The following is a 24,902-nucleotide window of genomic DNA, read 5'->3' on the forward strand; positions in this document are numbered from 1 at the left end:
ATTGACTCTTGACTTTTTTCCGAAATAATATATATTATCAAATACAGAAACTTTTACAGGAGGAACTGCATTATGAAAACCGTCACCAAGAAACACGCGGTCATGATGGAATATGTCATCATCGCGGTTCTGATCGCAGCTGCGGTCGTCGTTGCCGTCATCATGTTCGGTAAAAATGTTTCCAATGAGATGAATGTGGCGACCAGAGCGATGAGCGATGCCAAAGGTGCGGAAACCGCCCAGAAGGCAGTGGAAACCGGTACCACCAGCGATATCACGCAGGCAAACAACCACGAAAAGGCCATGCACAACTACGACAACAAGTAATTTTCACAAGGGAAACGAAGCGTGAAAAAAGTCGTCAGGAAACATGCCGTGATGATGGAGTATGTAATCATTGCGGTTCTGATCGCTGCTGCGGTCGTCGTCGCCGTCATCATGTTCGGCAAAAATGTCTCACATGAAATGAACGTTGCAACGAAAGCAATGAGCAACGCCAAAGGCGCAGAAAATTATCAGGGGCAGCTTAAGCAAAACGCCGCTCAGGATATCCAAAAGGCCAACGACCACGAACAGGCCATGCACAATTACGACGACAAGAAGTGAGTCCTCTGTTTCGGCAATGAGTCCTGGACGGATGCTCGCCTGGCGGGTATCCGTCTTTTTTATGAAACGGATTTCGGATGGATTATCTGACTCTCGGGAAAATCATTCTGGCTACACCGTGGCTGATCGGGCTCTCGGTGTATGATTTCCGGAAACATGAACTCCCGAATGCCTGGGTTTTCGGGGGAATTCTCGTGATGCTGGCAATCGCGCTCGGCGTCGGGGGCAACTATCTGCTCGCCTCTCTGGTGACTGCGTTCCTCTCGTCGCTCTTTCTGCTCCTGCCGTTTTTTCTGCGTGCCGCCGGTGCCGGGGATGTCAAGATGCTCTTCGCCGCCGGGCTGATCGCCGGACCGGGTAACACACTCAACCTGATTCTGCTGGTCTCCCTGGCGGGGCTGCTTCTCGCCCTGTTCATGCTGTTGTTCCGCAAGGTGAATCCGGCAAGGGTGAAACACTACTGCCGCACCCTCTTCGACTTCCGCTACGACCGTGCCGAGGGCAGGAAACATCTGCCGCCGCCGGAAACCGAGAGCTGCCGGGTTCCGTTCGGCGCCGCCATCGCCGCCGGGCTGTTCCTGAATCTCTTCATCCAACTGCTCTATTCGCTGGAGGCGGGGAAATGAGACGGAAACATTCTCTGTGGAACAATTCGAAAGGCGCCGCGCTGCTGGAGTTTGTCTTCTGCTTCCCGATTCTCTTTGTACTGTTCCTCTTTGCAATGCAGTTCGCCTACATCATGATCACCTGGCAGGTGGTGCACTACGCCGCTTACATGGGGGCGCGTTCGGCCATGACGGTCAACAACGTCCAGCGCTCGAGCCGGGCGGAAGCCGTGGTGAAGCGCATTCTCGCGGTCGTCTCCGCGTCGCCGTCGGACTCCAGCGACGCCAAGGATCGCGCCGATGACAAGTACATCAAGCTCGACGGCTGGGGCCGGCTCCCGAATACCAAATACCTCGACGACCAGGTGAAGGTGGAGATTCCGCTGACCGACCTCGATCCCCGCGGTCTCCAATGCACGGTCAAGTTCAAGATGTTTCTGCTGGTGCCGGTCGCAGGCCGGATCATCAGCTTCTTCGCCAAAGATAACAAGGACGAAGAGGAGAGCAAGTGGAGCGAAAAGCTCGATCAGCAGTCCTACGCGCTCAACCCCGCGTTGCTGGCTCAGTACGCCAATGAGATGGAGGTCAAAGGCTCTGACAAGAAGGAGAAGCTGAAATATCCGTATATCACGCTCACCTCGACCAGTGTGATCGCGATTCCGTATGCAACGAAATTTTATCCGGTAACCCTATGAACAGCGCATATCCGACCGTATTCAGCGTCTTTACCGGCAAATGCCGGGAGCTGGCCACCGACACCCGGGGGGCGGCGCTGGCGATCACGCTCGCCTTCGTGATGCCGGTCTATCTGCTGGTGATCGGAATCTACGGCATCGGCGAGGTGGTGCGCAACAAGATCGAACTGCAGAATGCGGCGGATGCGGCAGCTTATTCCGCTGCAGTGGTGCAGGCGGACTACCTCAGCCGGATGGCGACCGTCAACAAGGCGATGGCATGGACCTATGTCGACCTGCAGAAACGCTCGCTCGACCTGGCGATGGACCTCTTCTGCAATTATATCTTCATCCAGTTCCAGAAAGATCTCAACACGGCGCGACAGCGGAACACTCCGTGCCACATGCATATCCCGGGGCTCCATTACAATTGCGGTACCGACATTCTGGTGAACAATTTAGTTCTGAAGATCGCCGGCACCGGAGCCGGGATTCCTGAACTGGCGAAAAAATTCAATGGTCAGTCACTCACTCAACGTTTTCTACTGTTGCAAGCTTTCCATACCCTCAGCGCGCAGTTCAAGGGAAAAGGCTCCGTCACCAATACGCCGAAAGTGGCGGAATACAGTCTGAACATCACCAAGATGATGGCAAAACTCAACAAACTGCGGCAGGAGTATCCGAAGATGGTCAAACAGACCGCGCAGCAGATCGCCATCGCCAACATGACGGAGTGCAAAGACGACTATTTTGTCAACGTCTCCATGGGCAATACCGACACCGGGTTCCTCACGATGATGGGCACGGAGGAGAACGAGAAAACCTTCATCTCCTTTGCCGATCCCTCCTTGAAGGATTTCTCGCCGAAGAAGGTGTTCGGCCCGGGGACGGACGATTGGATCGTCCGCAAAACGATTCCCGGTTTCTGGCGCGTCTACAAGCAGACGGAGACCCACCTGTATGCGAAATGGGACTGGTTCTGGACCCGCTGGGTCCATGTCAACCTGGGTGAAATCCAGTTGCACCTTCCGCCGATACTCGGCGGCGCCACCGGTCGGGGCCACCCGGAGTATCATGGATACGACAGCTTTTTCCCGCTGATTAAAAAGGATCTGCCGATCGGTCTGGCGGTGCCTCCGGCGATTCCGCTGACCTTGACGCCGCTGTTCTTCGGCAAGGCCGGTTCGATCACGGTGGCGATCGCCCGCAAGACGAGCAATCCGTTCTCGGTGTTCAGCTGGAGCGGCCGCTCGCTCACCGCGCCGTCGATCCTCTCGGCCTTCAATCCGAGCGTCGCGGGAGGGAACCGGCCGGAGTACATGTGCGCCATCGCCTCCGCCCGTGCCGGATACAAGCTCTACGAGAAGGACAAGCAGAAGAAGTTCAAAAGCGCCGACTACAACCTCGGCTACACCCTCTCCAGCGGTGAAAAGGAGTGGAATCTGGTGGAAACCGACTGGGACGGCGTCATGCTGCCGGTCAAAAACGCCTGGGATCTCTGTGCCGGCGCGGGCCAGCTTCAGGCGTTCACCATCGGCAGCGGCAACATTCTCAAGGAGATCATGCTCGACAAAAAGAACTGGGTCGATGCGAAAGGGAAGAAGGTCGAAGAGAAGAACCTGCCCGACTGGGAGAAACTCAAGCCGCCCGCCGGCCTCATCACCGACAAGGAGGATAAGGACGGCAAACTCAAATGGGATAAACTCCGGGACTATCTGGCCCATTGAACGATGAAAAAACCATATGAAAATCTGTTCCGTTCCCGCCGGGGCTCCGTGCTGATGGAGTTCGTCCTGGTTCTGCCGGTGTACATGGCGACATTGGGCGGCATCCTCTGGCTGGGGATGAAATCCCTCGACGCGATCAACCTCCGCGCCGCGGACCACTGGGGGGTCTGGATGGCGGGCAATCGCTTTTCGACGCGGACGCCGGCGATTCTGGCGCTGCAGTCGATGTTTCCGCGCTCGACGATCATCACCACATCGCAGAAGCGCGCCCTGACCGGGGAACACTCCTATTTGCAGTTCATCGGCTCCAAAACCACGCTGATCGAAACCCGCCCCGGGTTTCTGGACAACTGGATCAACATGCCGTACACCATGTCGGGGGAATCCCAGCCGTTCTCGATTCCGGAGTTTCAGATCACCTCCTCCCGTTACGGCAACGAATACACGCAGTGCATCGTCATGCGGAGCAAAGGCTCCAGCACCGCGAAACGGCACTGGGATCCCAGTCTCGTCGCCAAAAACAAGACCTGGAAGTTCGACGCGAAGGAGGACGAATATCCCAAGGAGTGGAAACTTGATCTGCTGAAGGACCCCAAGTACAGCGACGACACGAAAGAGCAGGAGAAGGAACCGGAGAAGATCAAATTCTACGAACGATTCCCCAAATACGAAGAGTGGAGCACGCCGAAGTGAAGAATCTCCCGCTTTTCACCGCCGTCTTTCTGCTGATCTTTCTCGGCGGACTCGGGATCGTGCTCTTGCAACAACCGGCCGGTACGGCGGAAACGAAGAAACGGCCGTCCGGCACGGCGACGGAGAGTTTCTCCCCTGCCGGGAGTTCTGCGGCGCCGATCGGACTGCCGCCATTGCCGCTGCCCCGGGGCGCGGAGGCGTGGCGCTGCCCGGAAAACAGCTGGGAATATACCGGCGAAATTCCCGCCAACTTCGTTTCGGCGCGCGGGCAGCTCAGCTCCTGGTTTCAAAACCTCTCCTGGCGCCCGGAAAAACAGATCACGCTGGATGCCAGTCTGAAGCCGCAGATTCTGCTGACCTTCACCCGTCAGGAGTATGAACTGACCCTGCTGTTGTGGAAAATCAAAACGAACCTCACCGGATTTTCCTACCGGCGGGATAAAAAATCTGATTTCAAAGGAGAGATCATCCAATGAATGACAACGCATCGTTTCTGGTTCTGTTTCTCGCGCCGGTCAAGGAGTATCTGGCCGATGACAAGGTGTCGGAAATTCTGATCAACGGCCCCTCGCAGATCTACATCGAGCGAAGCGGCAAGCTGGAGGAGACCGGCGCCAGCTTCGCCAGCGAGGCTCAGCTCAAAGCCGCCGCGGTCAACATCGCCAAATCGGTCGACCGGCAGCTCGACGAGATGCATCCAGACCTGGATGCGCGGTTGCCGGACGGCTCCCGGGTACACGCCACCATTCCGCCGATCAGCCGGTGCGGCACGATCCTCTCCATCCGCAAATTCAAGAAGGAGATGCTCACGATGGAGAAGCTCGAGGAGTACGGCAGCGTTCCGCCGGACGGCGTTCTTCTGCTGAACGCGATCGTGAAGCTGCGGAAAAACGTGATCGTCTCCGGCGGAACTTCGTCGGGCAAAACCTCGGTGCTCAACGCCTTGAGCGGGCTCATCCCGGCCAAGGACCGCATCCTCGTGCTGGAGGATGCGAGTGAACTTCAGCTCCAGCAGAAGCACTGCGTCTACTTCGAAACCCGCAAGCCGGATAAAAACGGTCAGGGCGAGTTCTCGATCCGCGACCTGGTGATCGCCTCGCTGCGGCTCCGGCCGGACCGGCTGGTCATCGGCGAAATCCGCGGCGGCGAAGCGCTCGATCTGCTGCAGGCGATGAACACCGGCCACTCCGGTTCGATGTCGACCATCCACGCGAACAGTCCGATCGACGCGCTGAGCCGCATGGAGACCTGCGCACTCATGAGCGGCGTCAATCTGCCGCTCTCCGCCATCCGGATGCAGGTGGCTTCCGCGATCAACTGCATCGTCCACACGATGCGCCTGCCGGACGGCTCCCGGAAAATTGTCGAAATCGCCGAGGTGCTCCCGCTGGAAAACGGCGAATACCGCCTCCGCACCCTGCTGGAGTGGAAAACCGAATCCGTCGCGCCGGACGGGACGGTATCGGGGCGCTTTCTCCTCGGAGAAGCGCCGACCTTCCGGGACGCCGCCGCGCTCACGCATCTGGAACTGCCCGTCTACGCATGAACGCCGCCGAAAACAGCTCCTACTTCTTCGCCGGGGAACAGATCGCCGGTTTTCAGCTGATCCATCCGCTGCGAATCCGGACGCTTTCGGAGAGCTGGTACGCCGTGAGACGGCGTGACGGCTCGCCGGCGGCCATCAAGTTCCTGCGGCGGGAGCATCCGCGGATTCCCCAGTTTTACGACATGGCGGATTTTCTGATGCGACACCGCTCCCCCTTCCTGATCGCGGTGCTCGAATGTGCGGAAACCGCACAGCAGATGCCGTACGCGGCCATGGAGTATGCCACCGGCGGCACCCTGCGTCAGCGGCTCGGCAAAGGCCGCATCCTGCCGCTTGCCGAAGCGGTCCGTCTGCTGCGGAGCATGCTGCTCGCGCTGGATGTACTGCACCGCGGCGGCATCGTCCACCGCGACGTCAAGCCGGAAAACATCTGGTTCGCGGCGGACGGCGCCCCCCGGCTGGGGGATTTCGGGCTGGCGAAACTCCCGAACTTCCCCGAAGAATCGGGCAAGGTCTTCGGCACCGCCGCCTACATGTCTCCGGAACAGGCGCAGGACTCCACCACCGTCGACTGCCGGAGCGATCTCTACAGCCTGGCGCTGGTGCTCTTCGAAGTGCTGACCGGGAAACGGTTCCGGCCGAAAAACAGCTTCCCCGACACGCTGAAACAGATCCTCTCCGACCGCTCGGAGCCGCCGGTCGAACTTCTGCGCGAAGCGGCGACGGAGAAACTCGCCCTGCTGCTCGGGCGGATGATGGAGTATTCCGCCGCTCTCCGCCCCCGGAGCGCGGCGGAGGCGCTTGCCGAACTGGACGCCATGTCACTGCCCGTCAGGGAGTGACGCGCCGGAGAATCTCTCCCGGAACATCCGCCAGCGGAAGGTGCTTTGCCAGGCGGCGGGAATCTCGTTCGCCGGCGTCGCCGCCAGCCCGGCAATCTCCCGGTCGGAAAGCCGCAGAAGAACCGGCAGCGGCTCCAGACCAGCCCGGCGAAGCACTCGCTCCGCCCGGCGAAGCCGCCTGGCCAGAATCAGCTCCCGCAACACGACCGCCAGCGGCAGCAGCAGCGGAACAGCGCATCCCGGCAGCTCCGCCGCCGCCAGCACCGGAACCGCCGCAATGCCGCCGAACAGCAGAGCCGGCAGATACCATCGGCGAAACAGATTCCCGACCATCCGGCGGAACCGGGAACCGCTCATCCGGCAGGGGAAGAACTCCTCGTAAGCCGACGCGGGGAATGCACAGCGCACCGCATGGACCAGTTCATGCGCCATGGTTTCGGCGGCGCCGTATCCCCGGCGGACTTTCCGGCGGCGGAATCCGCCGTGCAGGAAGAGCAGCGGCAACCGCCGATCGACCTCCAGCAGGATTCCGACTGAAAAAAATCCCGTCTGTCGGGTGGAGTACCAGGCGGGGATCCATCCGGCGCGGAAGCGGTATTTCGCCCAGGTGAGCTGGTCCGCTTTGCGGCGCAGCTCACCGGAAACCGGTGGAGCCTGCCCGATCAGCTCCTGCAGTTCGGAGGAGCCGTTCCGAATGGCTTCCAGCTCCTGAAACATGGCGGCGAGCCGCGACCGGAACTGCTCCAGCGTCTCCTCCGGAGCGGGGAAGAGTCCGCAGGAATCGAGTTCCGCCAGCACGGCGGGGAGCTCTTCCGGCCGGAGGTCACGCACCTTGTTCCAGACGTCCGGAGTCATCGCTCAGGGAATCGGCAAAGACAGGATGGTGACAATCCGCTGGTACAGCGCGACAATTCCCTTCCCGACCGGCCCGAACGAGCCGCCGGAAAGCGAATAGACCGAAGCGGATGCGGCAAAGACCAGCGGCAGAATCGAGCAGACCAGAAGCGTGTACTCCAGAAGGACGCTCCGCTTTCTGGTAATTTGCCGCGGTCTACTCATTTTTCTGGCTCCAGATCCAGTTGAACACCGGGTCGCCCGGAATGCCGTCGGCGAGGATCTCCGCACCGATCCGGGCGGCCGCCTGCGGCTTCAGCGGGTCATACCCCGCCAGCCGGTCCTGCTGCACCTTGCGGAACTTCTTCCAGGCGGCGGCATAGCGCTGCATCTCCTCCCGCGGAACCGTCGACGCCGGCGAGAAGTAGAAGAAGGCCGCTTTTGCAATAAAGTAGTTGCGCGTTCCCGGCGCCGCCTCCGCCATCCGGTTGAACATGGCGAGCATGTCGGCACGCCGTTTCAGCAGTGCATCGCAATACTGTTTAAGTTTTTTCGCCTCGCCATCGCGGATCATCCACTGATTCTCCGGGAGCGAGAGCCAGAGCGCGGTCTCCTCCACCGCCCGGTAGAGCGCGGCAAGAGCGATGCAGTCCGGATAGAAATCCAGACTGGAAATGATGTCGCCGGAGTACATATTGGTCGGCAGCACCGACGACTGCTGAATCACGTCGTAGAAAAAGCGGATGCCGAACATCCGGTCATACGCATCGACCGGCGTCTTCCGGCGCGCATTCGGCATTTTCCCTTTGAGGCAGTCGAGCCGCAGCGCTTTTTCCACCATCTCCGCCGAACCGAACTGCTCCACAATCGCGGGAATCTTTCCCGGCTGCAGACCGACGTTTTTCAGCTTGCTCAGCAGATACTTCATATCCTCGGCGTTGCGGAGCAGCGCCTCCTGCCGCTCCACCAGCTGATTGCGCTTCTCCATCGCCTGCGAACTGATCATGCAGTCGTCCTGCGAAACAAAAGCAATCTCCCGCTGAATTTTGTCGAACTGCATCGCACCGAGAGCGGCCTGATTTGCCGCCACCATGTTCTGATTCCTCTCCAGCCGCCCCAGAAGTTCGGCCAGATCCTGCGCCCGCACCCGGACACTGCCGGACGACGCGGAGCCGAATTGCTTCATCGCCGCGACGAGCGCTTTGAAATCGGTCGACTCCTCGCCCAGCTGCTTCAATGCCGCCTGCATTTTCGCCCAGATCGCGCAGTTGTTCTCCAGCTCCGCAACCAGCCTGCCGATCTCCTTGCGAAGCGGCTGCAGCCACTCCGCCTCTTTCTGCGGTCCGACGGCGAGGAGCGGGTTCTGCTTCACTTCGGCAAGCACTTTCACCTGAAGCGACGGCTCCGAATCCATCGACGAGAGCAGGGAACGCAGTTTGAACTGCAAATCCAGCAGCGCCTTGGCGTGACGCACCACCGCCATGCGCTCGTCGACGGTGGCATCCTCCCAGTTCCAGGCGAAGCGGTTGTCGATCTCCAGGCGGCCGAAACATTCGGCGGCATCCTCCCAGTCCGAATCGTTCAGATGCCGTTGAAACTCCTTCCACGAAGCGAGCGTCTTCTCGTAGCGGGCGATGTTCTTCAGGTGTTCCAGGTGGTACTTTTCATATTTCTGATAGTCCCGGGATTCCGGCATGCGGTCGAGCATGCGCCGCGCCGCGGCAAAATCTGCACGGCGGATGTAATACTCCGCGGCGTTCAGCACCTGCCCCGCCTGCGGCGTCATCGCGTAAAACAATCCGAAAAAGGCGAGGATCACCAGAACGGTCCCCCCCATGATCAGAATCTTCCGCCCGATCTGCGAACGGGTGTGCGGCACGTTGCGGTCCAGAAACCTCAGGTCGGTAAAGGCGACGGAGATCTCGTCGGAATCCATCAGCATCCGTTCCTGCCGCCCCAGTTTGGAGCCGTTGACAAAGGTGCCGTTGAGGCTGTTGAGATCGCGGATCCACGACTCCCCGTTCTCCGCGATGCGGATTTCCGCATGGAAACGGGAGACGACATCCTCGGCGATAACGATATCGTTCTCCGGGTCGGACCCGATCCGGATCAGCGCCTTCTCCAGCCGGACCAGCTCGCCCGCGCGGGGACCGTTCAGGAATTCCAGCCGGTGCACATCGCAGGGGCGCGCCTCGTGCAGTTCCGCCGGCTTGACGAAGAGTTCGCAATCGCCGATCGCCACCCGGTCGTTCCCCTTGAGCACACAACTGGAAACCGCCTTGCCGCGGTAATGGATGCTCTGCCCGCTGCAGGCCTGAAGCCGCATCTCCCGGCTGCCGAGCCGCAGTTCCGCCTGATAGTCCGCGCAGACACGATCCTGCGGCGGAACGACCCAGTCATTGTCCGCGGCGCGGCCGATCCGGACGACGCTGCCCAGAGAATCGGTCTTCACCGAATTGAGCAGTCTGCCCCGGCAGCGAAACTCCAGAAGACGCACATAGGTGCGTTTCCCGCTCTTCTTCTCCGGAGGCGGCTCCGCGGCACCGGCCGCCTTCCGGCGTCTCTGAAACAGTTTGATCATTCTTCAATCGTCCAAACGTTTTTCATAACCTTCACATGCCGGTGATCGTCCGGCGAGGGGAAGCGACGGAGACACTCGTTGATGATCCGGTTCATCCCCTCCCGGTCCTGCGCCGCCTGGTAGGTCTGATAGGCCAGACAGCACTGGGAGTACCAGACCTGCTGTTTCTCCCGGAACTCCCGCCAGAGCGGGAACACCGCCGCCGTCAGCACCGGATCCTTCGTCTCATAGGCGCGGCAGAGCAGAGTCCGCAACATCCAGTCCAGCTCATCCCAGACGGCGACGGCGATGTTCTTGCGCAGCTCCAGCGAGGCGCGCTGCAGCAGCCGGGTGGAATCCTCCGTCATGCGCTTCTCCGGAATCTCCCAGTAGCGGTCCACCATCCCCGGAGAGACGACAAAGGAGCCGAAACTGCGCAGCACCCGCCCGGTACGCCAGAAGTGACCGGCCGGAACCTCGCGCAGCAGAATCAGCTCTTTGTCATGGTAGCGCATGTAGCTCGCGTAGCCCTGCCAGCGGAAGGTCTTATCCTGCCGGGTGTACGGCAGCCGGTAGTACGGGAAACCGCACTCCGTCGGCCGGAAGAAGTCCTGCTGCGGCTCGGCGAGAAACGCAAAGCCGTTCTGCTCGGAAACCCGTTTCCGCCAGTTGTCGAAACTCTTCTTCCGCGTCGTCCGGAACCCGTCCGGCACCGTGTTCACGGTGAAGACGATATGGAACGGTACATCCATATTCTTGCCGAGCGCCGTCATGATTTCGCAGTTGTTGCCCTCGCTCTTCACGATCGTCGCCGGTGTCTTCGGATAGTAGACCAGACACTTGCCGCCGGGTTCAATTTCCGTGCGGAACTCTCCGTCGTCGTAGACGCCGGAAACCTCGCCCGGCCAGGTGACCGGATTCTCCACCTGGAGCTCCGAAACCACATAGCCGCCCGCGATGATGAGCAGAAAGAGCAGAAATCCCGTCACCAGCACAATCCGTTTCCGCCGTTGCTGACTGCGGTTGAAGCGGCGCAGCTCCTCAAGTTCCGCCGGAGATGCGTAACGGGTGCACTCCTCCGCCCCCTTCTTCGGGGCGGACTCATCGGACGACGTCTCTTCGGTCAGCTCTTCGGTCGGCTCTTCGGAATCGTCCGCCGCAGACGCCACCGCAGAGCTCTCCTCCACCGGCATCTCATCCGGCTCGAGCACGAAGGTGAGTTCCCGGCCGATCCGGACATCCGCCCCCGGCGCCAGCTGCACCTCCTGCCCGCCGGTAAACTCCTCGCCATTCACCCAGGCGGATTCGTCGTCGTGCACATGCAGCATCACACCGGACTCCTGCGGCACCAGACTGATGTGTTCCGCCGCGATATCCGCCCCGCCCGGACGGATGTCGGCCTCGCGCTGGCGGCCGATCGACGTACCGGTCGGCGATACGGCAAAGGTCCGGCCGGCCAGCTCGCCGGAAAGAAATCTGATTTTGTAACGTGAGGGCATTCCGCTCATACTCTCCTCCTCAGAACAGCGGCACCCCGGCCTCTCTCATCTTGAGAAACACCGGAGTCAAAATAATGATGAACACCGCCGGCAGAATAAACAGCGCCATCGGCAGAAGCATCAGCGACGGCGCCCGCTGCGCCTTGCACTCCGCCAGCGCGAAACGGGCCTTCCGCATCTCTTCGCCCTGGATCTCCATCGTCTCGGTCAACGGCGCTCCGAGCTCGGTCCCCAGCGCAATCGCCGCGGCAAAGGCGGTAAACTCCTTGATCTGAATCCGGTCCGCCATGTTCTGCAACGCGACGGTCCGGATCACCCCCAGCTCCATCTCCCGGAGAATCTGAGAGTATTCGTCGGTCAGCGGCCCGGGAATCCCCAGCTTGACGTAAAACCGGATTGCCGCGGAGAAATCGAGGCCGCCGCGCATGGCCGACGCCACCAGGTCGATCGAATAGGGAATCGCCCGCAGAATCGCCAGCCGACGGTTCTGTGCGAGATTTCCGATCGCGATCCCGGGCAGGCTGCCGCCGATCAGTGCGGCGATCAATCCGGCCACCGGAATGGAGATGCGGTTCTCCGGCTCGACCAGCAGGGTTGTCACACCGGCGCCCACCACCCCGAAGAAGAGAAGCAGAATCAGCTGCGTGCAGTAAACCCGGCCGGTGCTGAGCTTCAATCCGGCAAAGGTCAGCTTCTTCTGCATCTCCCGGCTGTGGCCGGGAAAGAGCCTCCGGAAGAAGGTCCCGACGCCGGCCACCTCCATGAGTTCGGCAACCGGGCGGGTCAACCGGAACGGCAGGGGAACCAACTCCCGTTTCTCCACCTGTTTCTGTGTCCGGCCGGAAAGGACGGTGAAAAAGAGCGTCGGCAGCACCACCGCCATGAACGTCAGAGCATAAATTAGAATCTGTTTCATTTGTCACACCTTGATATCGACAATGGCCCGGATCACCAGATACCCGATCACCTCCAGCGTCAGCATCACGCAGATGGCACACCAGCCGATCGCCGTCTGCACCATCGGCAGCATCAGATCGTTGTTGATGAAAAAGAGCAGCGTGAACGCGACCAGCGGCGCCAGCGACATCGCCAGCGCCTCAAACCGCCCCTGCGCCGTCAGCGCCCGGAGCTTCTGCTGAAACTCCGTCCGCCCCCGGATCATCTGGGTGATCTTTTCGAGCACATCGACCATGCTCCCGCCGGACTGGGCGGTCAGGCGGATGGAGATAATCAGCAACTGAAGATCTTCGCACGGAATCCGGTTGTACATCCGCTGCAGCGCCTCCGCCAGCTCCAGCCCCAGCCGGTATTCGCGGATGACGATCAACAGCTCCTCCTTCATCGGCCCGTCGCACCGCCGGGAGAAAACCTCCAGCGCCTGCGGCAGCGCCTGGCCGGCGCGCAGTCCGCTGGTCAGGCCGAGCGAAAGCTCCAGAATGCTGCTTTCAAACAACAGCGCCCGTTTGCGTGCCTTGGCCGAGAAATAGAACCACGGCGCCACCATCCCCAGCGCACAGGCCACCGCCGCCGCCGGAACGATAATCAGCGGCTCGTACACCTGACAAAACACCAGTATGGCGATCAGCGCACCGGCCAGGAGAATCCCCGTCGAAAGCTGAATCTGCTGGAGCGTGGTGCGGCTGACGAAATAGTAGACATTGTTCGCCAACCCCTCGGAGCGGTTCTCCCGGATCTTCCGGTCGGCCTGCTCCAGACTGAACGACTGCACCAGCGAAATGAGAATGTAGATCAGCAGCGCGACGGCGAAGAGCACCAGGAGATACACTCCGTAACGCTCTGAGATCGATATGGAATTCATTCCGGCGCCTCCCTACCCTTCCGGTACAAAGACCGACATATCCAGCTCCAGATCGCCGGCCTGCCGCAGCTCGTCGACGAACTTCGGAATGTTCCCCGTCGCGGTATGGTGCCCGATCACGTGGAACTTCTCATCGAATCCTTCCTGCTCAAAGGTGAAGATATCCTGCATCAGGATCGTACTGCCCTCCCGCCCGGTCACTTCGGAGATCTTCACAATCTTTCTGGACCCGTCCGGCAGGCGGGTCTGCTGCACAATCAGATGAATCGCCGAAGCGATCTGTTCGCGAATGGCCGAAGAGGGCAGTTCAAACCCGGCCATCATGACCATGTTCTCCAGCCGCGAGAGCGCATCGCGCGGATTGTTCGCGTGGCAGGTGGTCATCGACCCGTCGTGGCCGGTATTCATCGCCTGCAGCATATCCAGCGCCTCCGCGCCGCGGCACTCCCCGACGATGATCCGGTCGGGGCGCATTCGCAACGTATTGATGACCAGGTCGCGGATGGTGACCCGCCCCTGCCCTTCGACGTTGGCCGGACGCGCCTCCAGCCGGCAGAGGTTCTCGTGACTCAGCTTCAGCTCCGCGGAGTCCTCCACCGTGATGATGCGCTCGTTCTCCGGGATGAACTGCGAAAGGATGTTCAGCAGGGTCGTCTTGCCGGAACCGGTACCGCCGGAAACCAGAATGTTCCGCCGGGCGCGCACCGCTTCCCGCAGGAAAAGCGCCATCGGCCGGGTGAGGCTCCCGAATTTGATGAGGTCCTCATCGGTCAGCTTGTGCGCAGGGAATTTCCGGATGGTGACCAGCGACCCGTCGAGCGCCAGCGGCGGAATCACCGCATTGACGCGGGAGCCATCCTCCAACCGGGCATCCACCATCGGGGAAGCCGCGTCGATGTGGCGGCCCAGCGGTTCAACAATGCGCTGAATGATCGACTGCAAATGACTTTCGCTGTTGAACTTCGCCGCCGTCCGGTAAAGCAGGCCGCGACTCTCCACAAAGATGTTCCTCGGCCCATTGATCATGATTTCCGAAATGGTCGCATCGCGCAGCAGCGGTGAAAGCGGCCCCAGCCCGATCAGATCATCCAGCAGAATCTGCCGGAACTGATCCAGCTTGACGTTCGTGGGAATTTCGTGGCGGATCTCCCGAAGGATCTGATCCACCGTGCCTTCCACCCGCGGCCGCATCTCGCTCTTCGACATCTCCGAAGCGGAAAAGCTGCCGATGTTCAGCAGCTCCAGCACACGATTCTGCACCTTTTTGGCCAGCTGGAGCATCTTTTCGCTGTAAAGATCAACCAGCGAAGCCTGGGCCGCGTAGATCGGCAGCTTGTGCGGCCCCGCGCTCTCCTGCGGCCGGGCCGCCGGGGCGGCGTCGGGAACCGGTGCCGGACGGGGCGACGGCTCCTCCGTCTTCTCCAGAACCAGTTCGGTTTCGCCGAGCTGAATCACATCCCCCGCGGCCAGCCGGGTCCGTTCCAGCACCGGCCGCCCGTTCACGCGGGTTCCGGTGCGGCTGGCCAGATCCTCGATCGACAGAGATCCATCCTCCTCCAGCCGGAGTTCGGCGTGCCGCCGTGAGACCTTCCGGTCGGCGATGCACAGCCCGGCGTTTTCGGAGCGCCCGATCGTCATCGGGAGCTTCCCCTCCAGCAGGACGGAACCGCCGTCGCCCTCCGGGGTTTTCATCTTCAGCTGCATCATAAGGCGACCTCTACCAGGTAAACATCTTCCAGAACCAGGACGCCTCCTCCTGTCCCTGAACTTTCCGGCTTCTCTCGTTGACGGAGCGGGAGACCGAATCCTCCACCCCCGCCGTCTCGGCCGACGGGATCGAAGTCATCTTCACTTTGGAATTCGCAATCCGGGGAGAAACCAGGATCAGAAAGGTCATCTCCTCGCCCTGATCCTCCTCCGACGAGGTGAACCAGTTGATGACGGGAATATGGCGCAGAAACGCATAGCCGCTCGGACCGCTGTTCGAATAGGTCAGCTCCTTCTGCCCGGCGATGACGGCAGTCTTGTTCAGCGGGCAGAGGATTTCCGCCCGGGTTTTGGTGGAGCGCTGGAAATAGTCCTCGTCCTGTTTGATCGGGGCGAGACTCTTTTCCAGATCGAGCTCCAGCCGGACCTCATCGGCCCGGATCAGTCCGCCGCGCACCTTGAGCTTCAGCCCGAAGTCGATCGGTTTCAACTCCGCGGTATCCTGTCCGTACACCTTGACATTCAGGGTTCCGCCGTTCTCGTAGCTGGCGAAGTTCTTGCTGTTGTTGGTGATGGTGACATGCCCGGCATCCCGGAAGTCGGAGATGCCGTTGTTGCCGAAAAAGACCAGCGAACCCTTCAAATTGGTGTTGAAGTAGGAGTAGAGCCCCTTGCCGTCGGTCGAACCGGCAAGTTCATCCGGCGCGGCGCCGGCCAGCGCCCGGAACCAGGCGATCAGGTTCCAGGAGAGCACCGTGCCGTCGGCGGAGGTGTTGCCCAGCCGTTCCAGCTGTGTCCGGGTCACGCCGACAAAGACGATGCCGACGTCGAGCTGGGTATCGGTGATGTTCAGCTCGGTCTCCGCCCGCATCGCGTTGCCGTTCCACTCCGGCGAGAGCCACTTCTGCGCGGCGAGAATCCGCTTGATCGAGGTGATGTCGTTCTCGCAGAGCAGATAGCCGGAAACGGTCAAAACGCCGTTTTCAACCTCGAACTTGAGCCGCCCCGGCGCATCCGGAGAGATCGTCTCCGCGACGGTGTAGCCGGCCGCTTCAAACTGTTTTTTCAACTCGGTGAAAAGCGCCGGACCGGGCTGAAAGGTCACATAGTTGCGGCACCGGTCCTCATACCGTTTCACCACCCGTCGGAAATACTCCCAGTGGCTGATCCGGGTGATTTCGCCGCGGAGCGTCAGCACGTTTTCGGAGAGCTCCACCCCGACTTCGGGCAGATCCCCCAGCTCCCGGCTCAACTCCCGGTAAATCGGCATGATGGAGTTGGAGACCGTCACCCGGAACTCTTTGCTGATCCCCTCGGAGGAGACCGCCACCACTGCCGTGCCGCCGGAAACCCCTTCGATCTCAAAGGTGCGCCCTTCGACATGGTTGACCCGGGCATTCGTCGTACTGGACTTGTACTGCTCCACGACGAACGGAACCTCGAATTTCCGCAATTCTCCGGTGGAAAGCGAGACACTTTCCGGCGGCAGTGAAACCATCGCGCCCTGCAGAACAGGCACTGCTGCATTTGCCGCCGGCCCGGCGGCATACAACGCACAGTTCACGCTGAGCGCCAGAACGGAAGTAAGAAGAATACGCTTCATATGCAACCTCACCGGTGATCTTTATTGGGCACTTCCGGCAGCTCCGCCGGTGCGAGACCTTTGCGGATTTTCGCAAAGGTGTCGGCATTGACGACGCCGCCATCCTTCCGGCTGAGCGCGACCGAATCGTTCCGTTTGCGCAGGACCGGGTAGAGTTCCGATTCCCGCTGGGCGGCGATCAGAATCATCGCCTGCTGAGGCGGCAGGGAGACGAAGACCGTGCCGCTGGAACTGCCGCCCTCCCGGAAGGAGCCGCGTTCATTGGCGATGCCGATCACCCGCACGCACGGCAGCAGCACCGAAGTTTCGCGCGACTCGGTCATCTTGACGCCGGAACCGTCGCTGACCGTCATGTTCTTGTCGACGGTGACGGAGGGGGTGACGTAGGTGGAGATGATGCCGATTTCGTCATCCGGCATGAGCATTTTCACCAGAGCGGGGTCGGAAAAGGTCACCGGCACGGTCCACTCCCCCTGCCGCGTGCAGTCGCTGAGCGTCGTCTGAATCCGGATGTCGGTCATCAGGATGTAATCATCCTGCGAGACCGCATGGGGCAGCTGCTGGCCGTAGGCGAGGCTGACATTCTCCCAGCGGAGGGCATTCTTCGGAACCGCAGATTCCGGAATATTCTTGTAGGTGAGCGCCCCCTGAGACAATTCGTCATAAGCGGCGAGATCGCGTGCGGCAACCACGACGGAGATCGTCTTCTCCGTATCGGTATTCTCTTTTTCGAACAGAAGTTTGCTTACGATATAGACGGCGGCCAGGCCCAGAATGACCGACACCACCAGCGGAATAATGTTCTTCATAATTTCGCACCATGCGGTTGAGTTACATACGGACTCCGGGACAGTAATTTACACCGGAAAACACGATTTTTCAAATTCGGAGCCGTCTCTTCTCGTAAAAGAATCCTCCTTTCCCCGCGCCCCATTCCCGCGGAATCCGAAACCGCGCAGGAACCGTTTTCCAGACACAAAAGACGCCCCGCCGAAACGACGGGGCGTCCTGCAAAGGTTCCCAGAAGAAGCCTTACCAGTGGATCAGCTCCTGAACCTTGACCGGAAGCCCGGTCTTCATCGAGATGTTCGCACCGATGCCGGTCAGGATCGACTTCGCGCCGTCGTGGAAGTCCGCGGCCAGGCCGAGCGGATCCTCATCGACGCCGACGAAGAGGTTCTTGAGCAGTTTCGCGTCGCCGCCGCCGTGGCCGGCGAGCGATTCACAGCTGTATTCGATCACCTGCGGCTTGCCCCAGTGCGGCTGGAAGACGATCTCCGGCGGAATGCCGTCCTTATCCTTGTCCATCTCGCGCATGCCGAACTGGGTGAGATCGGCGTCGGAGGTTCCTTCGACGAACCGCTTCTCCACCACGTTGAACTCCAGCCGGCCCTTGGTGCCGTTGAAGACGATCCGGTATCCCTCCCACGGGCAGTGGGCGCAGAGGCTGTAGGTCATCACCGCATTGTTGCGGTAGCGGACCATCACTCCCATGTTGTCCTCGATGTCGATGCCGTCACCGAAGACGCTCTGGTCGCGGTAGTAGCCGTCCTCGGCTTCCGCGTTGTAGTAGAGCCCCATCATCTCCTTGTTGGAGGGGTCGATCTTCAGCGCGAAGGGATCCTTCGCCGCGATCGGGTTGTTGCGGGCGCGCTGATAGAACTCGGTGACGCCGCGCTTTTCCGCATTGATCTTGCCGTAGAACTTGAGGTCGCCCATCGCGAAGACGGTCACCGGTTCGGAGTTGAGCCACCAGTTGACCAGGTCGAAGTGGTGGGTCGCCTTGTGCACCATCAGGCCGCCGCTGTTGGCCTTGTTGCGGTGCCAGCGGCGGAAGTAGTCCGCGCCGTGGCTGGTGTCGAGCAGCCACTCGACGTGGACGCTGGTGATCTCGCCGACGATGCCGGACTGGAGCACCTCCTTGACCTTGCTGTTGCGCGGCGCGTAGCGGTCGTTGAAGGTGACGGTCAGCTTGCGGCCGGTCCGCTTCTGGGTGTCGATGATCTGCTGGCACTTCTCGACGTCGATGGTCATCGGTTTTTCACTGATGACGTCGCAGCCGAGTTCCATCGCGCGGCAGGTGTACTTGTGGTGGGTGCGGTCCATGCTGGTGACGATGATCACATCGGGTTTGGTCTCGGCGATCATCCGGTCGAACTGGTCGGCCTTGTAGGTCGGCACATCGGGATGATTGTCACACTGTTCCTTGAGGAACACGTTGTTGTAGTAGTTCATGCGGCTCTGGTTGCTGTCGCAGAGCCCGACCAGTTCGGCGACATCCTTGTAGGTCGTGGTGATCGCCCGGATGTACATGCTGGAACGACTGCCGGTTCCAACCACGGCATAACGTTTCTTACCCATTTACACGTCTCCTTTGTTTGGTGATTTCGGGTATGAGATTCTATTCGCACTGCTCTCGCGGCTGACCAGCCGGGTGGGCAGAATTTCCGTTTTCGCCGGCGCCTCGGCCGGACCGGTGACGATCGCCGCAATCCGGTCGACCGCCTCCCGGTCGGGATGTGCCACCGAAGTGAGCGTCGGAATCGCATAGGCGCAGGCGCTGTCGTCGTCGAAACCGGCAACCGCGATGTCCGACGGAATCGCAATTCCATGTTCATGCGCATAGCGGTAGAATCCGAGCGCCATGCGGTCGGTGTCGAAGAAAGCGGCGTCGATCCCCAGCTGCCGCAGTTTCGGCCCGGCCTGATAACCGTGGCGAAAGTCCAGCCCCTCGGTCTCGATGGTGAAGGTCTCCACCGCCGGATTCGCCTCGACTGCGGCGTGGAATCCGGAGTGGCGCCCCACCGCGGCGGGGGAGGAAACGTGGGCAATCCGGCGGGCGCCGGCATGGATCAGTTCATGAACCGCGGCGCGGATTCCGCTCGGCCGGTCGATGAGAAGATTGTCGAATCCCTCCAGCCCGGGACCGCAGTCGAGAAAGAGGAACCGCAACGGATAGCCGCGCAGTTTTGCCGCGTCCCACGGCGCCGGCCAGGAGAGGAAGATCACATGACTGACCAGCCCGTTCCATTCGCGCAGCAGATTTTCCAGCTCCCCGAAGGTGCCGGGCAGAGCGCCGACCAGCGTATGCAACCCGCGAATCCGGAACGCCTCTTCGAGCATGCGCATCCGCCGCTGGCCGGCCTCGGTGCCGCCGATGGAACCGGTGACGACGCCGACAATCCGGCTGGAGCGCTGCTTCAGGCTGCGCGCGGCGGCATTCGGCACATACCGGAGCGCCCGGGCGGCGGCCAGGACCCGTTCGGCCACTTCGCCGCGCACCGGACCTGCGCCGCGCAAAGCCCGTCCGGCGGTCCGGATCGAAACCCCCGCTTTCTCCGCCACATCTTTCAGCGTCGCCGCCATGCAAACTCCTTTGCAACCCCATTGTGCCATCGTTGGCATTTATGTATAGTATACACGTCCGGCAATAAATTTCAACTGAAAAAGAGAAAAATCCTGAAAAAATTCAGCCGCCGGGATTTTCCTCCGGGGGGACGGCAGGGGCACTCCCGGGAGATCGTTTCCGGGAGAGAGACGGCATCGCCGTCGGGACTATTGCTCCGCCTTCAGCAGCAGTGTGGGAATCTCGATCTTGCGGGGCGGACTGATTTTGTCGCGCAAACGCAGTTCGATCAATTCGCAGATGCGGTCCGAGAGCTGGGTGTAATCGACACAGCTGGTCGTGATTTTCGGGTACCAGTATTGAAGTTCCCGGAAATGCCCTTCGCCGGAAAGCAGGAGATCGTGTCCGGGCCGCCTCCCGAATTCCGGCGCGATGGAAGCCACCCCCTGGGCGACGATGTCATTGTGACAGATCACTGCCTCGGCATTGTTCAGCGCCTCGTGATCGGCCTGCAGGAGTTCACGGGTCAGCTCGAACTCGCGGAACATATTGAAATCATTCACATTCTTCAGCGAGAGGATCCGCCCGGAGCAGTCCGGGTGCGAACTCAGCGCCCGCTTGAATCCCTCCAGTTTCATTTCCGCATCATACCCGTAGAATTCGGGGCGCAGAGCCTTGATGTTGCAGCTGGAGATGAACAGGAATTTGCGTTTCCCCATGGAGTAAAAATATTCGAAGAGCTGTTCGATCTGGTTGTCGTTGCGCCAGAACAGGAAATCAAATTCCGTGTCGATGCCGGTAAAATCGCCGTGGCGGCGCACCTCCTCGGCGGAATAAACTTCGATCAGCGGCAGATTGCGCCGGAACAACGTATCGCACATCAGGTTGTTGAGCTGTCCGAAATTGATCAGGCAATCCAGTTCAAGCAGACGGGAGTTCCAGTCATCGCGGGCATCTTCGTTATTGACCCGGAGAATTTCCAGAGACATATTCAACCGGGAATCCAGGACGCTTTCGAGATTGCAAAGAAACCGCTGGATCAGCGGGTTGGCGGTAACGCCAAGCACCGGCAGCCGGCAATCCTCGCCGAAGACAAAACCGACCTTGCTGTGACGCTGCGCATTCCGGCGCATCAGGACGCCGCCGATGTGGGGTCGATAATTGAGTTCGAGCATTGCCCGTTTCACGCGATACCGCGTTTCCCGGGAGATCGGAAACACCTCCGTGCCGTTGATGAAGCTGGACACGGTTGTCGTCGAGACCTTCGCCATTCGAGCAATCGTATTGATATTAATTTTTGCAGTCTCGCCATCCATTTGCTTACAATCGTTCCATCGTTAGAATATCTTCCATCGAGCTAAGATAATAGTCTGAACAGAGTTTGTCAAGCCGGCCGCAGAACAAAATAAAAATGCGGACGGTATGCGTGAATTCCATCGGGGAATGCCCCGTGCCACTCGGCGGCTTCCGCAGAGCTTCCCTGTCCATCGATTCCGGCAAATCCGCTCCGGGCTTCCGGGAATCTCCTGGTTTTCCAGAAATCACTTCCCGTTCAGCCCCGGGAACGAACGGTTCCATGATACAACGAATTACACCGTGAATCATCAAAAAGTCACTCAGGTACCGCCATAATCGTTTTTCCGCTGGCTATGGCAGCAAAGTTTTTCTGCGCCTTGTTTCCACACTTATTTTTTTTTCGCCGGAAAAAGAGCCGGCGGCGCAGGATTCTCCTGCCGGTGTCACGGGTGGATGCTATGGTCGGACAATTTCATAGAAGAATGTCCCATATTCCAACGATGACGTGTCAAGCTGAAAGAAAAGAGTTCCATCTTTCCATTCGCCGGAGAGTTCTTTTTCCCGGGTCCCATTGAAATTGAGGGCGTAAATTTTCGGAGCGGCGGGGCATTTGAGCTCAAGGGAGAATTTCGCAGAGCGGATCAACATTGGGAAAGTTCCGTAGTCGATAGCCGCGTCGAAAAATTCATTGTTGAAAACCGTACCTTCCGCGGCAGAACTGGTGGCGTGAATCAACAGAATTCGCCGGCTCTCCCGCAGAGGAGCCGCATCAAGAGAGGCGGCGCAGAAAGCGGCAGGAGTTGAACTGGAACGAATTGTCAGCGCCCCCAGCGGGAACGGGATGTTCTTCTTAACAACAGCCCCCTCCAGTCTGGGCGTTACAATCGCCATGGTTTGATTTTGTGTATCGAACGTAAGTTCTCCGGTTTCGCTCTGAAAAATTCCCCTCACCGGATCGGTGCGATTGCCGGCTGGTAGAATTTTTTTCTGCTGCATTTGCCGCCAGGCGGAAGCCAGTGCACGTCTGCCGGAGCCGGGACTTGTGGCAGCAAGCGACGCAAAGTACTCTGTACTGACGGTCGGAGTAAAGTACTGCGGAGTGATCGTAAGATCAGCCTGACGTGATGTGCCAGGATAGCAGGTCCCGATTTTCGTAAGCATGGCGAACGCGTTGTATCCGGAACCGGGAGCACAGAGAATTTCCGGCGAATTTACCATTGCAGGCGAAACTGCGATTGCGATCTCATGTTCCGCTTCGGCGACGTCTCCACGCTGCCATGCCAGAGCGGCAATGACCTCATTTGCCCGAACCATCGGGTGAAAGTGACTGCTGAAACTGCCCGGCGCGGAAGGTGCATAATAGAGCATGGCCGTATTGGTATGTTCCACAAGCATATCCCACCCCTGCAATGCCGCAATTCCACCGATGCCGAGCCCGCCCTCATGGCTGAAGCGTGCATATGGCAGATAAGAGTATTCTGTCAGGAGGAACGGTTTGCCCGACATGCGGGTCATTGCGGCCTGTCCGAGCCAGCCACCATTAGATTTAATGGAACTCTGGCGGGAGAGGCGAAATTCTTTGCCACGTACCCAGGGATACGCCGCGACCTTCTGCCGGTATGGCATGGAAAGCGGCTGCGCAACGCCAAAAGGAGCACCGCAGTAGATGTGCATTGCCACTGCTGACATTTCACTGCGGGCGGGAATCTCCATCAGACGCAGAGACATGTCGTAGTTGGTAACAAGTCCGCGAAATCCGATTCTCTTCAGTTCTCCAAGATAAAAACGGTTCATATCCGCCATCATATTCAGGAGAAACTTCCGGGCGTCTTCCGACTCTTTCCCTGTTCCAGCAAGCAATTTCAGCGTCAAATCCGAACGATATTGCGGATATGCCTTGCGCCAGTATGGAGAGAGAATGGCCACATGGTGCGGTCGGATATCCTGTTCATTGAAGAGTGTGATTCCGATACATTGCGGATCGTCTTTTAAACGGGTCCCGGTGTAAGGATTGACCCGGGAAAGCAGAAATTCTGCTCCGGCGCTCCAGTTTTTCCGGTATCGGTTATCAAAATAAAGTTGATAGATGCTCCATTTGTCTGCTGGTGGATCCGGATAGAAATTGCTCCAGCCCATTTTGCTGTTCGCAACATCCAGCAGGATGTAAATTCCCCGATCCCGCAGACATTTGATAAACCAGTCATACCGCTGGAGCATCTCCTTGTCTGCGGGGAGAGTCTCTACATTATACGGCAGCTTGTCAGCATCGAACGATCTTTTTTCCCATGCATGCGGATCTGCGTAACGTCCGCAGAGAGCTTGATCCAGATAGTGGAAGCGAACCAGATTCATTCCACGTATCCGGATGGTTTCGGCAAGTTCCTCCAGTTCTTCCCGGGTCATTTTATAAAAGTTGCTTTCCCACCCGGTTATCATGAGGTTGCTTCCTCGAAACCGGATCGCTTTTTCCGGTTCTGTTTCAAAAGCGAGTTTTCCTGCTTGATTTACGATCACCCGTCCCTGACGATCAATATGAAACCGGGGGAACTGAACGGAAAGATCGAGAGCCGTTCCCGGTTTGATCTTCACCATGTCAAGCCTCACCCGCCAGTCAACCGGATTGCGGAATTTCCGCCGTTGAGCTGCCCAGTCGATGCGATCCATGTTCACGGGACGCCATTCCGGGCCCTGCGTCACTTCATAAACCCCATGGTGAATTTTCCGGTATGGGACCTCTCCACAGAAAAATTTCCAGCCGGCCGCCCCGGCCAGAACGCGGACCGCCAGCAGATTTCGACCTTTTTTTACCGGCAGATTGAAGACGTGATTTTCCGGAGAAAACTGCTGTTCCCTGTTACCTCCGGTAAGAGTGGAATAGACGGCTTCTCCATTCAGACGGCATTCAAACCACCAGTCGGCAGCCATGCCGATCTGCATGACTCCATCGCGCCCGGATTCAAATTCATTGTAGAAGACAGCCGCAGATTTTGCCGGCGCCTTCCCCAGATCATACGAGTCATTGAACAGAAGAATCTTTTCGGTGTTACGTGGGATTTCAGTAAACGAGATGTTCCCGACTGACTTCCGCAGCAGATGCCATTCCACATTCAGTGAATAAGGAACTCTTCCGGCGGCAAGCCCCCAGGCAAGGCTCGACAAACAAAGAAGTAGAGCAATTCGCAACATCATGGTTGAACCTCACAGCGAAAACCGGAATAGAAGACAACACCGCTTGTTTGTTGGAGTCCGATCGATAGAAAGACGCGCTCGGCATCCGCGGGGATTGCAGCAGACACTTTTGCAGCTTTCCAGCGATACGTACCAAAGCGACAATGCGCGGGAAGATTCTCAAAATATTTCACGGAACCGTCACTCCGGACAACAACAATCATCAGTTTGACACCAAGATAACTTTTCGCCGGCTCTGCAACATCTTCCGTCCGGATCAATGCAGTCACTGTCAACCTTTTGCCCTGCAGAGTCTTCGCATCGAGCATGGCATTGGACATTGCAGAAGAGGTTGCATTTGTGTTTTCTATTTTGAT

At 59.2% G+C, this 24,902-nt stretch carries 23 protein-coding genes; 9 read left to right on the top strand and 14 right to left on the bottom strand.

The genetic code is table 11. From position 1 onward, the window contains the following. Positions 1 to 72 precede the first annotated feature (72 nt). The 9 genes from ACMLHG_RS01170 (at position 73) to ACMLHG_RS01210 (ending at position 6,693) form a co-directional block, all read left to right on the top strand. A complete protein-coding gene (locus ACMLHG_RS01170; protein WP_294436473.1) occupies positions 73 to 327 on the top strand; it encodes a hypothetical protein in 255 nt (84 codons plus the stop codon). A gap of 21 nt (positions 328 to 348) precedes the next feature. Further along, entirely contained in the window at positions 349 to 606 is a 258-nt protein-coding gene (locus ACMLHG_RS01175; protein ID WP_294436474.1) for a hypothetical protein, read from the top strand. A 77-nt stretch (positions 607 to 683) separates the two neighbouring features. Further along, on the top strand, positions 684 to 1,232 hold the full coding sequence (locus ACMLHG_RS01180; protein ID WP_294436475.1) for a prepilin peptidase: 549 nt from the start codon (positions 684 to 686) through the stop codon (positions 1,230 to 1,232). Beyond that, positions 1,229 to 1,906, top strand: coding sequence for a TadE/TadG family type IV pilus assembly protein (locus ACMLHG_RS01185; protein WP_294436476.1), 678 nt, complete (start codon positions 1,229 to 1,231; stop codon positions 1,904 to 1,906). Before ACMLHG_RS01180 ends, ACMLHG_RS01185 begins: the two co-directional genes overlap by 4 nt. Then, positions 1,903 to 3,612, top strand: a complete 1,710-nt coding sequence (locus ACMLHG_RS01190) for a pilus assembly protein TadG-related protein (RefSeq protein ID WP_417169264.1) — start codon at positions 1,903 to 1,905, stop codon at positions 3,610 to 3,612. The genes ACMLHG_RS01185 and ACMLHG_RS01190 overlap by 4 nt, the downstream gene beginning before the upstream one ends. 3 nt (positions 3,613 to 3,615) lie before the next feature. Next, positions 3,616 to 4,305 (top strand): TadE/TadG family type IV pilus assembly protein, encoded by a 690-nt coding sequence (locus tag ACMLHG_RS01195; RefSeq protein WP_294436478.1) that lies wholly within the window; start codon positions 3,616 to 3,618, stop codon positions 4,303 to 4,305. Beyond that, positions 4,302 to 4,781 carry a hypothetical protein gene (locus ACMLHG_RS01200; RefSeq protein WP_294436480.1) on the top strand — a complete coding sequence of 160 codons (480 nt, stop codon included), beginning with the start codon at positions 4,302 to 4,304 and terminating at the stop codon, positions 4,779 to 4,781. The genes ACMLHG_RS01195 and ACMLHG_RS01200 overlap by 4 nt, the downstream gene beginning before the upstream one ends. Next, entirely contained in the window at positions 4,778 to 5,851 is a 1,074-nt protein-coding gene (locus tag ACMLHG_RS01205; RefSeq protein WP_294436482.1) for a CpaF family protein, read from the top strand. The genes ACMLHG_RS01200 and ACMLHG_RS01205 overlap by 4 nt, the downstream gene beginning before the upstream one ends. Next, the gene (locus ACMLHG_RS01210; protein ID WP_417169265.1) at positions 5,848 to 6,693 is read left to right on the top strand and encodes a serine/threonine-protein kinase; all 846 of its coding nucleotides are present in this window, start codon (positions 5,848 to 5,850) and stop codon (positions 6,691 to 6,693) included. The genes ACMLHG_RS01205 and ACMLHG_RS01210 overlap by 4 nt, the downstream gene beginning before the upstream one ends. Here ACMLHG_RS01210 and ACMLHG_RS01215 read toward each other — a convergent pair. The 14 genes from ACMLHG_RS01215 to ACMLHG_RS01280 form a co-directional block, all read right to left on the bottom strand. Further along, on the bottom strand, positions 6,673 to 7,548 hold the full coding sequence (locus ACMLHG_RS01215) for a hypothetical protein (protein WP_417169266.1): 876 nt from the start codon (positions 7,546 to 7,548) through the stop codon (positions 6,673 to 6,675). The genes ACMLHG_RS01210 and ACMLHG_RS01215 overlap by 21 nt on opposite strands. A 3-nt stretch (positions 7,549 to 7,551) precedes the next feature. Further along, positions 7,552 to 7,752, bottom strand: a complete 201-nt coding sequence (locus tag ACMLHG_RS01220) for a hypothetical protein (protein ID WP_294436486.1) — start codon at positions 7,750 to 7,752, stop codon at positions 7,552 to 7,554. Then, positions 7,745 to 10,108, bottom strand: coding sequence for an FHA domain-containing protein (locus ACMLHG_RS01225; RefSeq protein WP_294436487.1), 2,364 nt, complete (start codon positions 10,106 to 10,108; stop codon positions 7,745 to 7,747). Before ACMLHG_RS01225 ends, ACMLHG_RS01220 begins: the two co-directional genes overlap by 8 nt. After that, positions 10,105 to 11,595 (bottom strand): FHA domain-containing protein, encoded by a 1,491-nt coding sequence (locus ACMLHG_RS01230; RefSeq protein ID WP_417169267.1) that lies wholly within the window; start codon positions 11,593 to 11,595, stop codon positions 10,105 to 10,107. Before ACMLHG_RS01230 ends, ACMLHG_RS01225 begins: the two co-directional genes overlap by 4 nt. A 10-nt stretch (positions 11,596 to 11,605) precedes the next feature. Beyond that, on the bottom strand, positions 11,606 to 12,502 hold the full coding sequence (locus ACMLHG_RS01235; RefSeq protein ID WP_417169268.1) for a type II secretion system F family protein: 897 nt from the start codon (positions 12,500 to 12,502) through the stop codon (positions 11,606 to 11,608). Positions 12,503 to 12,505: 3 nt separating this feature from the next. Next, complete coding sequence (locus ACMLHG_RS01240; RefSeq protein WP_294436490.1) at positions 12,506 to 13,405, bottom strand: type II secretion system F family protein; 900 nt, start codon at positions 13,403 to 13,405, stop codon at positions 12,506 to 12,508. 12 nt (positions 13,406 to 13,417) lie between these two features. Further along, entirely contained in the window at positions 13,418 to 15,112 is a 1,695-nt protein-coding gene (locus ACMLHG_RS01245; protein ID WP_417169269.1) for an ATPase, T2SS/T4P/T4SS family, read from the bottom strand. A 10-nt stretch (positions 15,113 to 15,122) separates the two neighbouring features. After that, positions 15,123 to 16,715 carry a hypothetical protein gene (locus tag ACMLHG_RS01250; RefSeq protein WP_417169270.1) on the bottom strand — a complete coding sequence of 531 codons (1,593 nt, stop codon included), beginning with the start codon at positions 16,713 to 16,715 and terminating at the stop codon, positions 15,123 to 15,125. A gap of 8 nt (positions 16,716 to 16,723) precedes the next feature. Continuing rightward, positions 16,724 to 17,524 carry a Flp pilus assembly protein CpaB gene (gene cpaB, locus ACMLHG_RS01255; protein ID WP_295809824.1) on the bottom strand — a complete coding sequence of 267 codons (801 nt, stop codon included), beginning with the start codon at positions 17,522 to 17,524 and terminating at the stop codon, positions 16,724 to 16,726. A gap of 223 nt (positions 17,525 to 17,747) precedes the next feature. Further along, positions 17,748 to 19,076 carry a Gfo/Idh/MocA family oxidoreductase gene (locus ACMLHG_RS01260; protein ID WP_417169271.1) on the bottom strand — a complete coding sequence of 443 codons (1,329 nt, stop codon included), beginning with the start codon at positions 19,074 to 19,076 and terminating at the stop codon, positions 17,748 to 17,750. Beyond that, positions 19,077 to 20,081, bottom strand: a complete 1,005-nt coding sequence (locus tag ACMLHG_RS01265) for a LacI family DNA-binding transcriptional regulator (RefSeq protein ID WP_417169272.1) — start codon at positions 20,079 to 20,081, stop codon at positions 19,077 to 19,079. 189 nt (positions 20,082 to 20,270) lie between these two features. After that, positions 20,271 to 21,377, bottom strand: a complete 1,107-nt coding sequence (locus tag ACMLHG_RS01270; RefSeq protein ID WP_295812208.1) for a LacI family DNA-binding transcriptional regulator — start codon at positions 21,375 to 21,377, stop codon at positions 20,271 to 20,273. Between the two features lie 436 nt (positions 21,378 to 21,813). Beyond that, positions 21,814 to 24,546: a hypothetical protein gene (locus ACMLHG_RS01275; RefSeq protein ID WP_417169273.1), complete on the bottom strand. Its 2,733-nt coding sequence runs from the start codon at positions 24,544 to 24,546 to the stop codon at positions 21,814 to 21,816. Beyond that, positions 24,543 to 24,902 (bottom strand): hypothetical protein (locus ACMLHG_RS01280; protein WP_417169274.1); only part of this gene is annotated, 360 nt, incomplete at its 5' end. The genes ACMLHG_RS01280 and ACMLHG_RS01275, both read right to left, overlap by 4 nt.

Origin of the sequence: Victivallis sp. (assembly GCF_048170485.1) — a bacterium.
Classification (GTDB): domain Bacteria; phylum Verrucomicrobiota; class Lentisphaeria; order Victivallales; family Victivallaceae; genus Victivallis.

Bases quoted from the DNA above. Each gene is read 5' to 3' on its own strand.
- ACMLHG_RS01240 (WP_294436490.1), bottom strand. From the start codon at position 13,405: ATGAATTCCATATCGATCTCAGAGCGTTACGGAGTGTATCTCCTGGTG.
- ACMLHG_RS01205 (WP_294436482.1), top strand. From the start codon at position 4,778: ATGAATGACAACGCATCGTTTCTGGTTCTGTTTCTCGCGCCGGTCAAG.
- ACMLHG_RS01215 (WP_417169266.1), bottom strand. From the start codon at position 7,548: ATGACTCCGGACGTCTGGAACAAGGTGCGTGACCTCCGGCCGGAAGAG.
- ACMLHG_RS01230 (WP_417169267.1), bottom strand. From the start codon at position 11,595: ATGAGCGGAATGCCCTCACGTTACAAAATCAGATTTCTTTCCGGCGAG.
- ACMLHG_RS01185 (WP_294436476.1), top strand. From the start codon at position 1,229: ATGAGACGGAAACATTCTCTGTGGAACAATTCGAAAGGCGCCGCGCTG.
- ACMLHG_RS01225 (WP_294436487.1), bottom strand. From the start codon at position 10,108: ATGATCAAACTGTTTCAGAGACGCCGGAAGGCGGCCGGTGCCGCGGAG.
- ACMLHG_RS01190 (WP_417169264.1), top strand. From the start codon at position 1,903: ATGAACAGCGCATATCCGACCGTATTCAGCGTCTTTACCGGCAAATGC.
- ACMLHG_RS01275 (WP_417169273.1), bottom strand. From the start codon at position 24,546: ATGATGTTGCGAATTGCTCTACTTCTTTGTTTGTCGAGCCTTGCCTGG.
- ACMLHG_RS01180 (WP_294436475.1), top strand. From the start codon at position 684: ATGGATTATCTGACTCTCGGGAAAATCATTCTGGCTACACCGTGGCTG.
- ACMLHG_RS01260 (WP_417169271.1), bottom strand. From the start codon at position 19,076: ATGGGTAAGAAACGTTATGCCGTGGTTGGAACCGGCAGTCGTTCCAGC.
- ACMLHG_RS01270 (WP_295812208.1), bottom strand. From the start codon at position 21,377: ATGGATGGCGAGACTGCAAAAATTAATATCAATACGATTGCTCGAATG.
- cpaB (WP_295809824.1), bottom strand. From the start codon at position 17,524: ATGAAGAACATTATTCCGCTGGTGGTGTCGGTCATTCTGGGCCTGGCC.
- ACMLHG_RS01210 (WP_417169265.1), top strand. From the start codon at position 5,848: ATGAACGCCGCCGAAAACAGCTCCTACTTCTTCGCCGGGGAACAGATC.
- ACMLHG_RS01265 (WP_417169272.1), bottom strand. From the start codon at position 20,081: ATGGCGGCGACGCTGAAAGATGTGGCGGAGAAAGCGGGGGTTTCGATC.
- ACMLHG_RS01220 (WP_294436486.1), bottom strand. From the start codon at position 7,752: ATGAGTAGACCGCGGCAAATTACCAGAAAGCGGAGCGTCCTTCTGGAG.
- ACMLHG_RS01235 (WP_417169268.1), bottom strand. From the start codon at position 12,502: ATGAAACAGATTCTAATTTATGCTCTGACGTTCATGGCGGTGGTGCTG.
- ACMLHG_RS01250 (WP_417169270.1), bottom strand. From the start codon at position 16,715: ATGAAGCGTATTCTTCTTACTTCCGTTCTGGCGCTCAGCGTGAACTGT.
- ACMLHG_RS01245 (WP_417169269.1), bottom strand. From the start codon at position 15,112: ATGATGCAGCTGAAGATGAAAACCCCGGAGGGCGACGGCGGTTCCGTC.
- ACMLHG_RS01170 (WP_294436473.1), top strand. From the start codon at position 73: ATGAAAACCGTCACCAAGAAACACGCGGTCATGATGGAATATGTCATC.
- ACMLHG_RS01195 (WP_294436478.1), top strand. From the start codon at position 3,616: ATGAAAAAACCATATGAAAATCTGTTCCGTTCCCGCCGGGGCTCCGTG.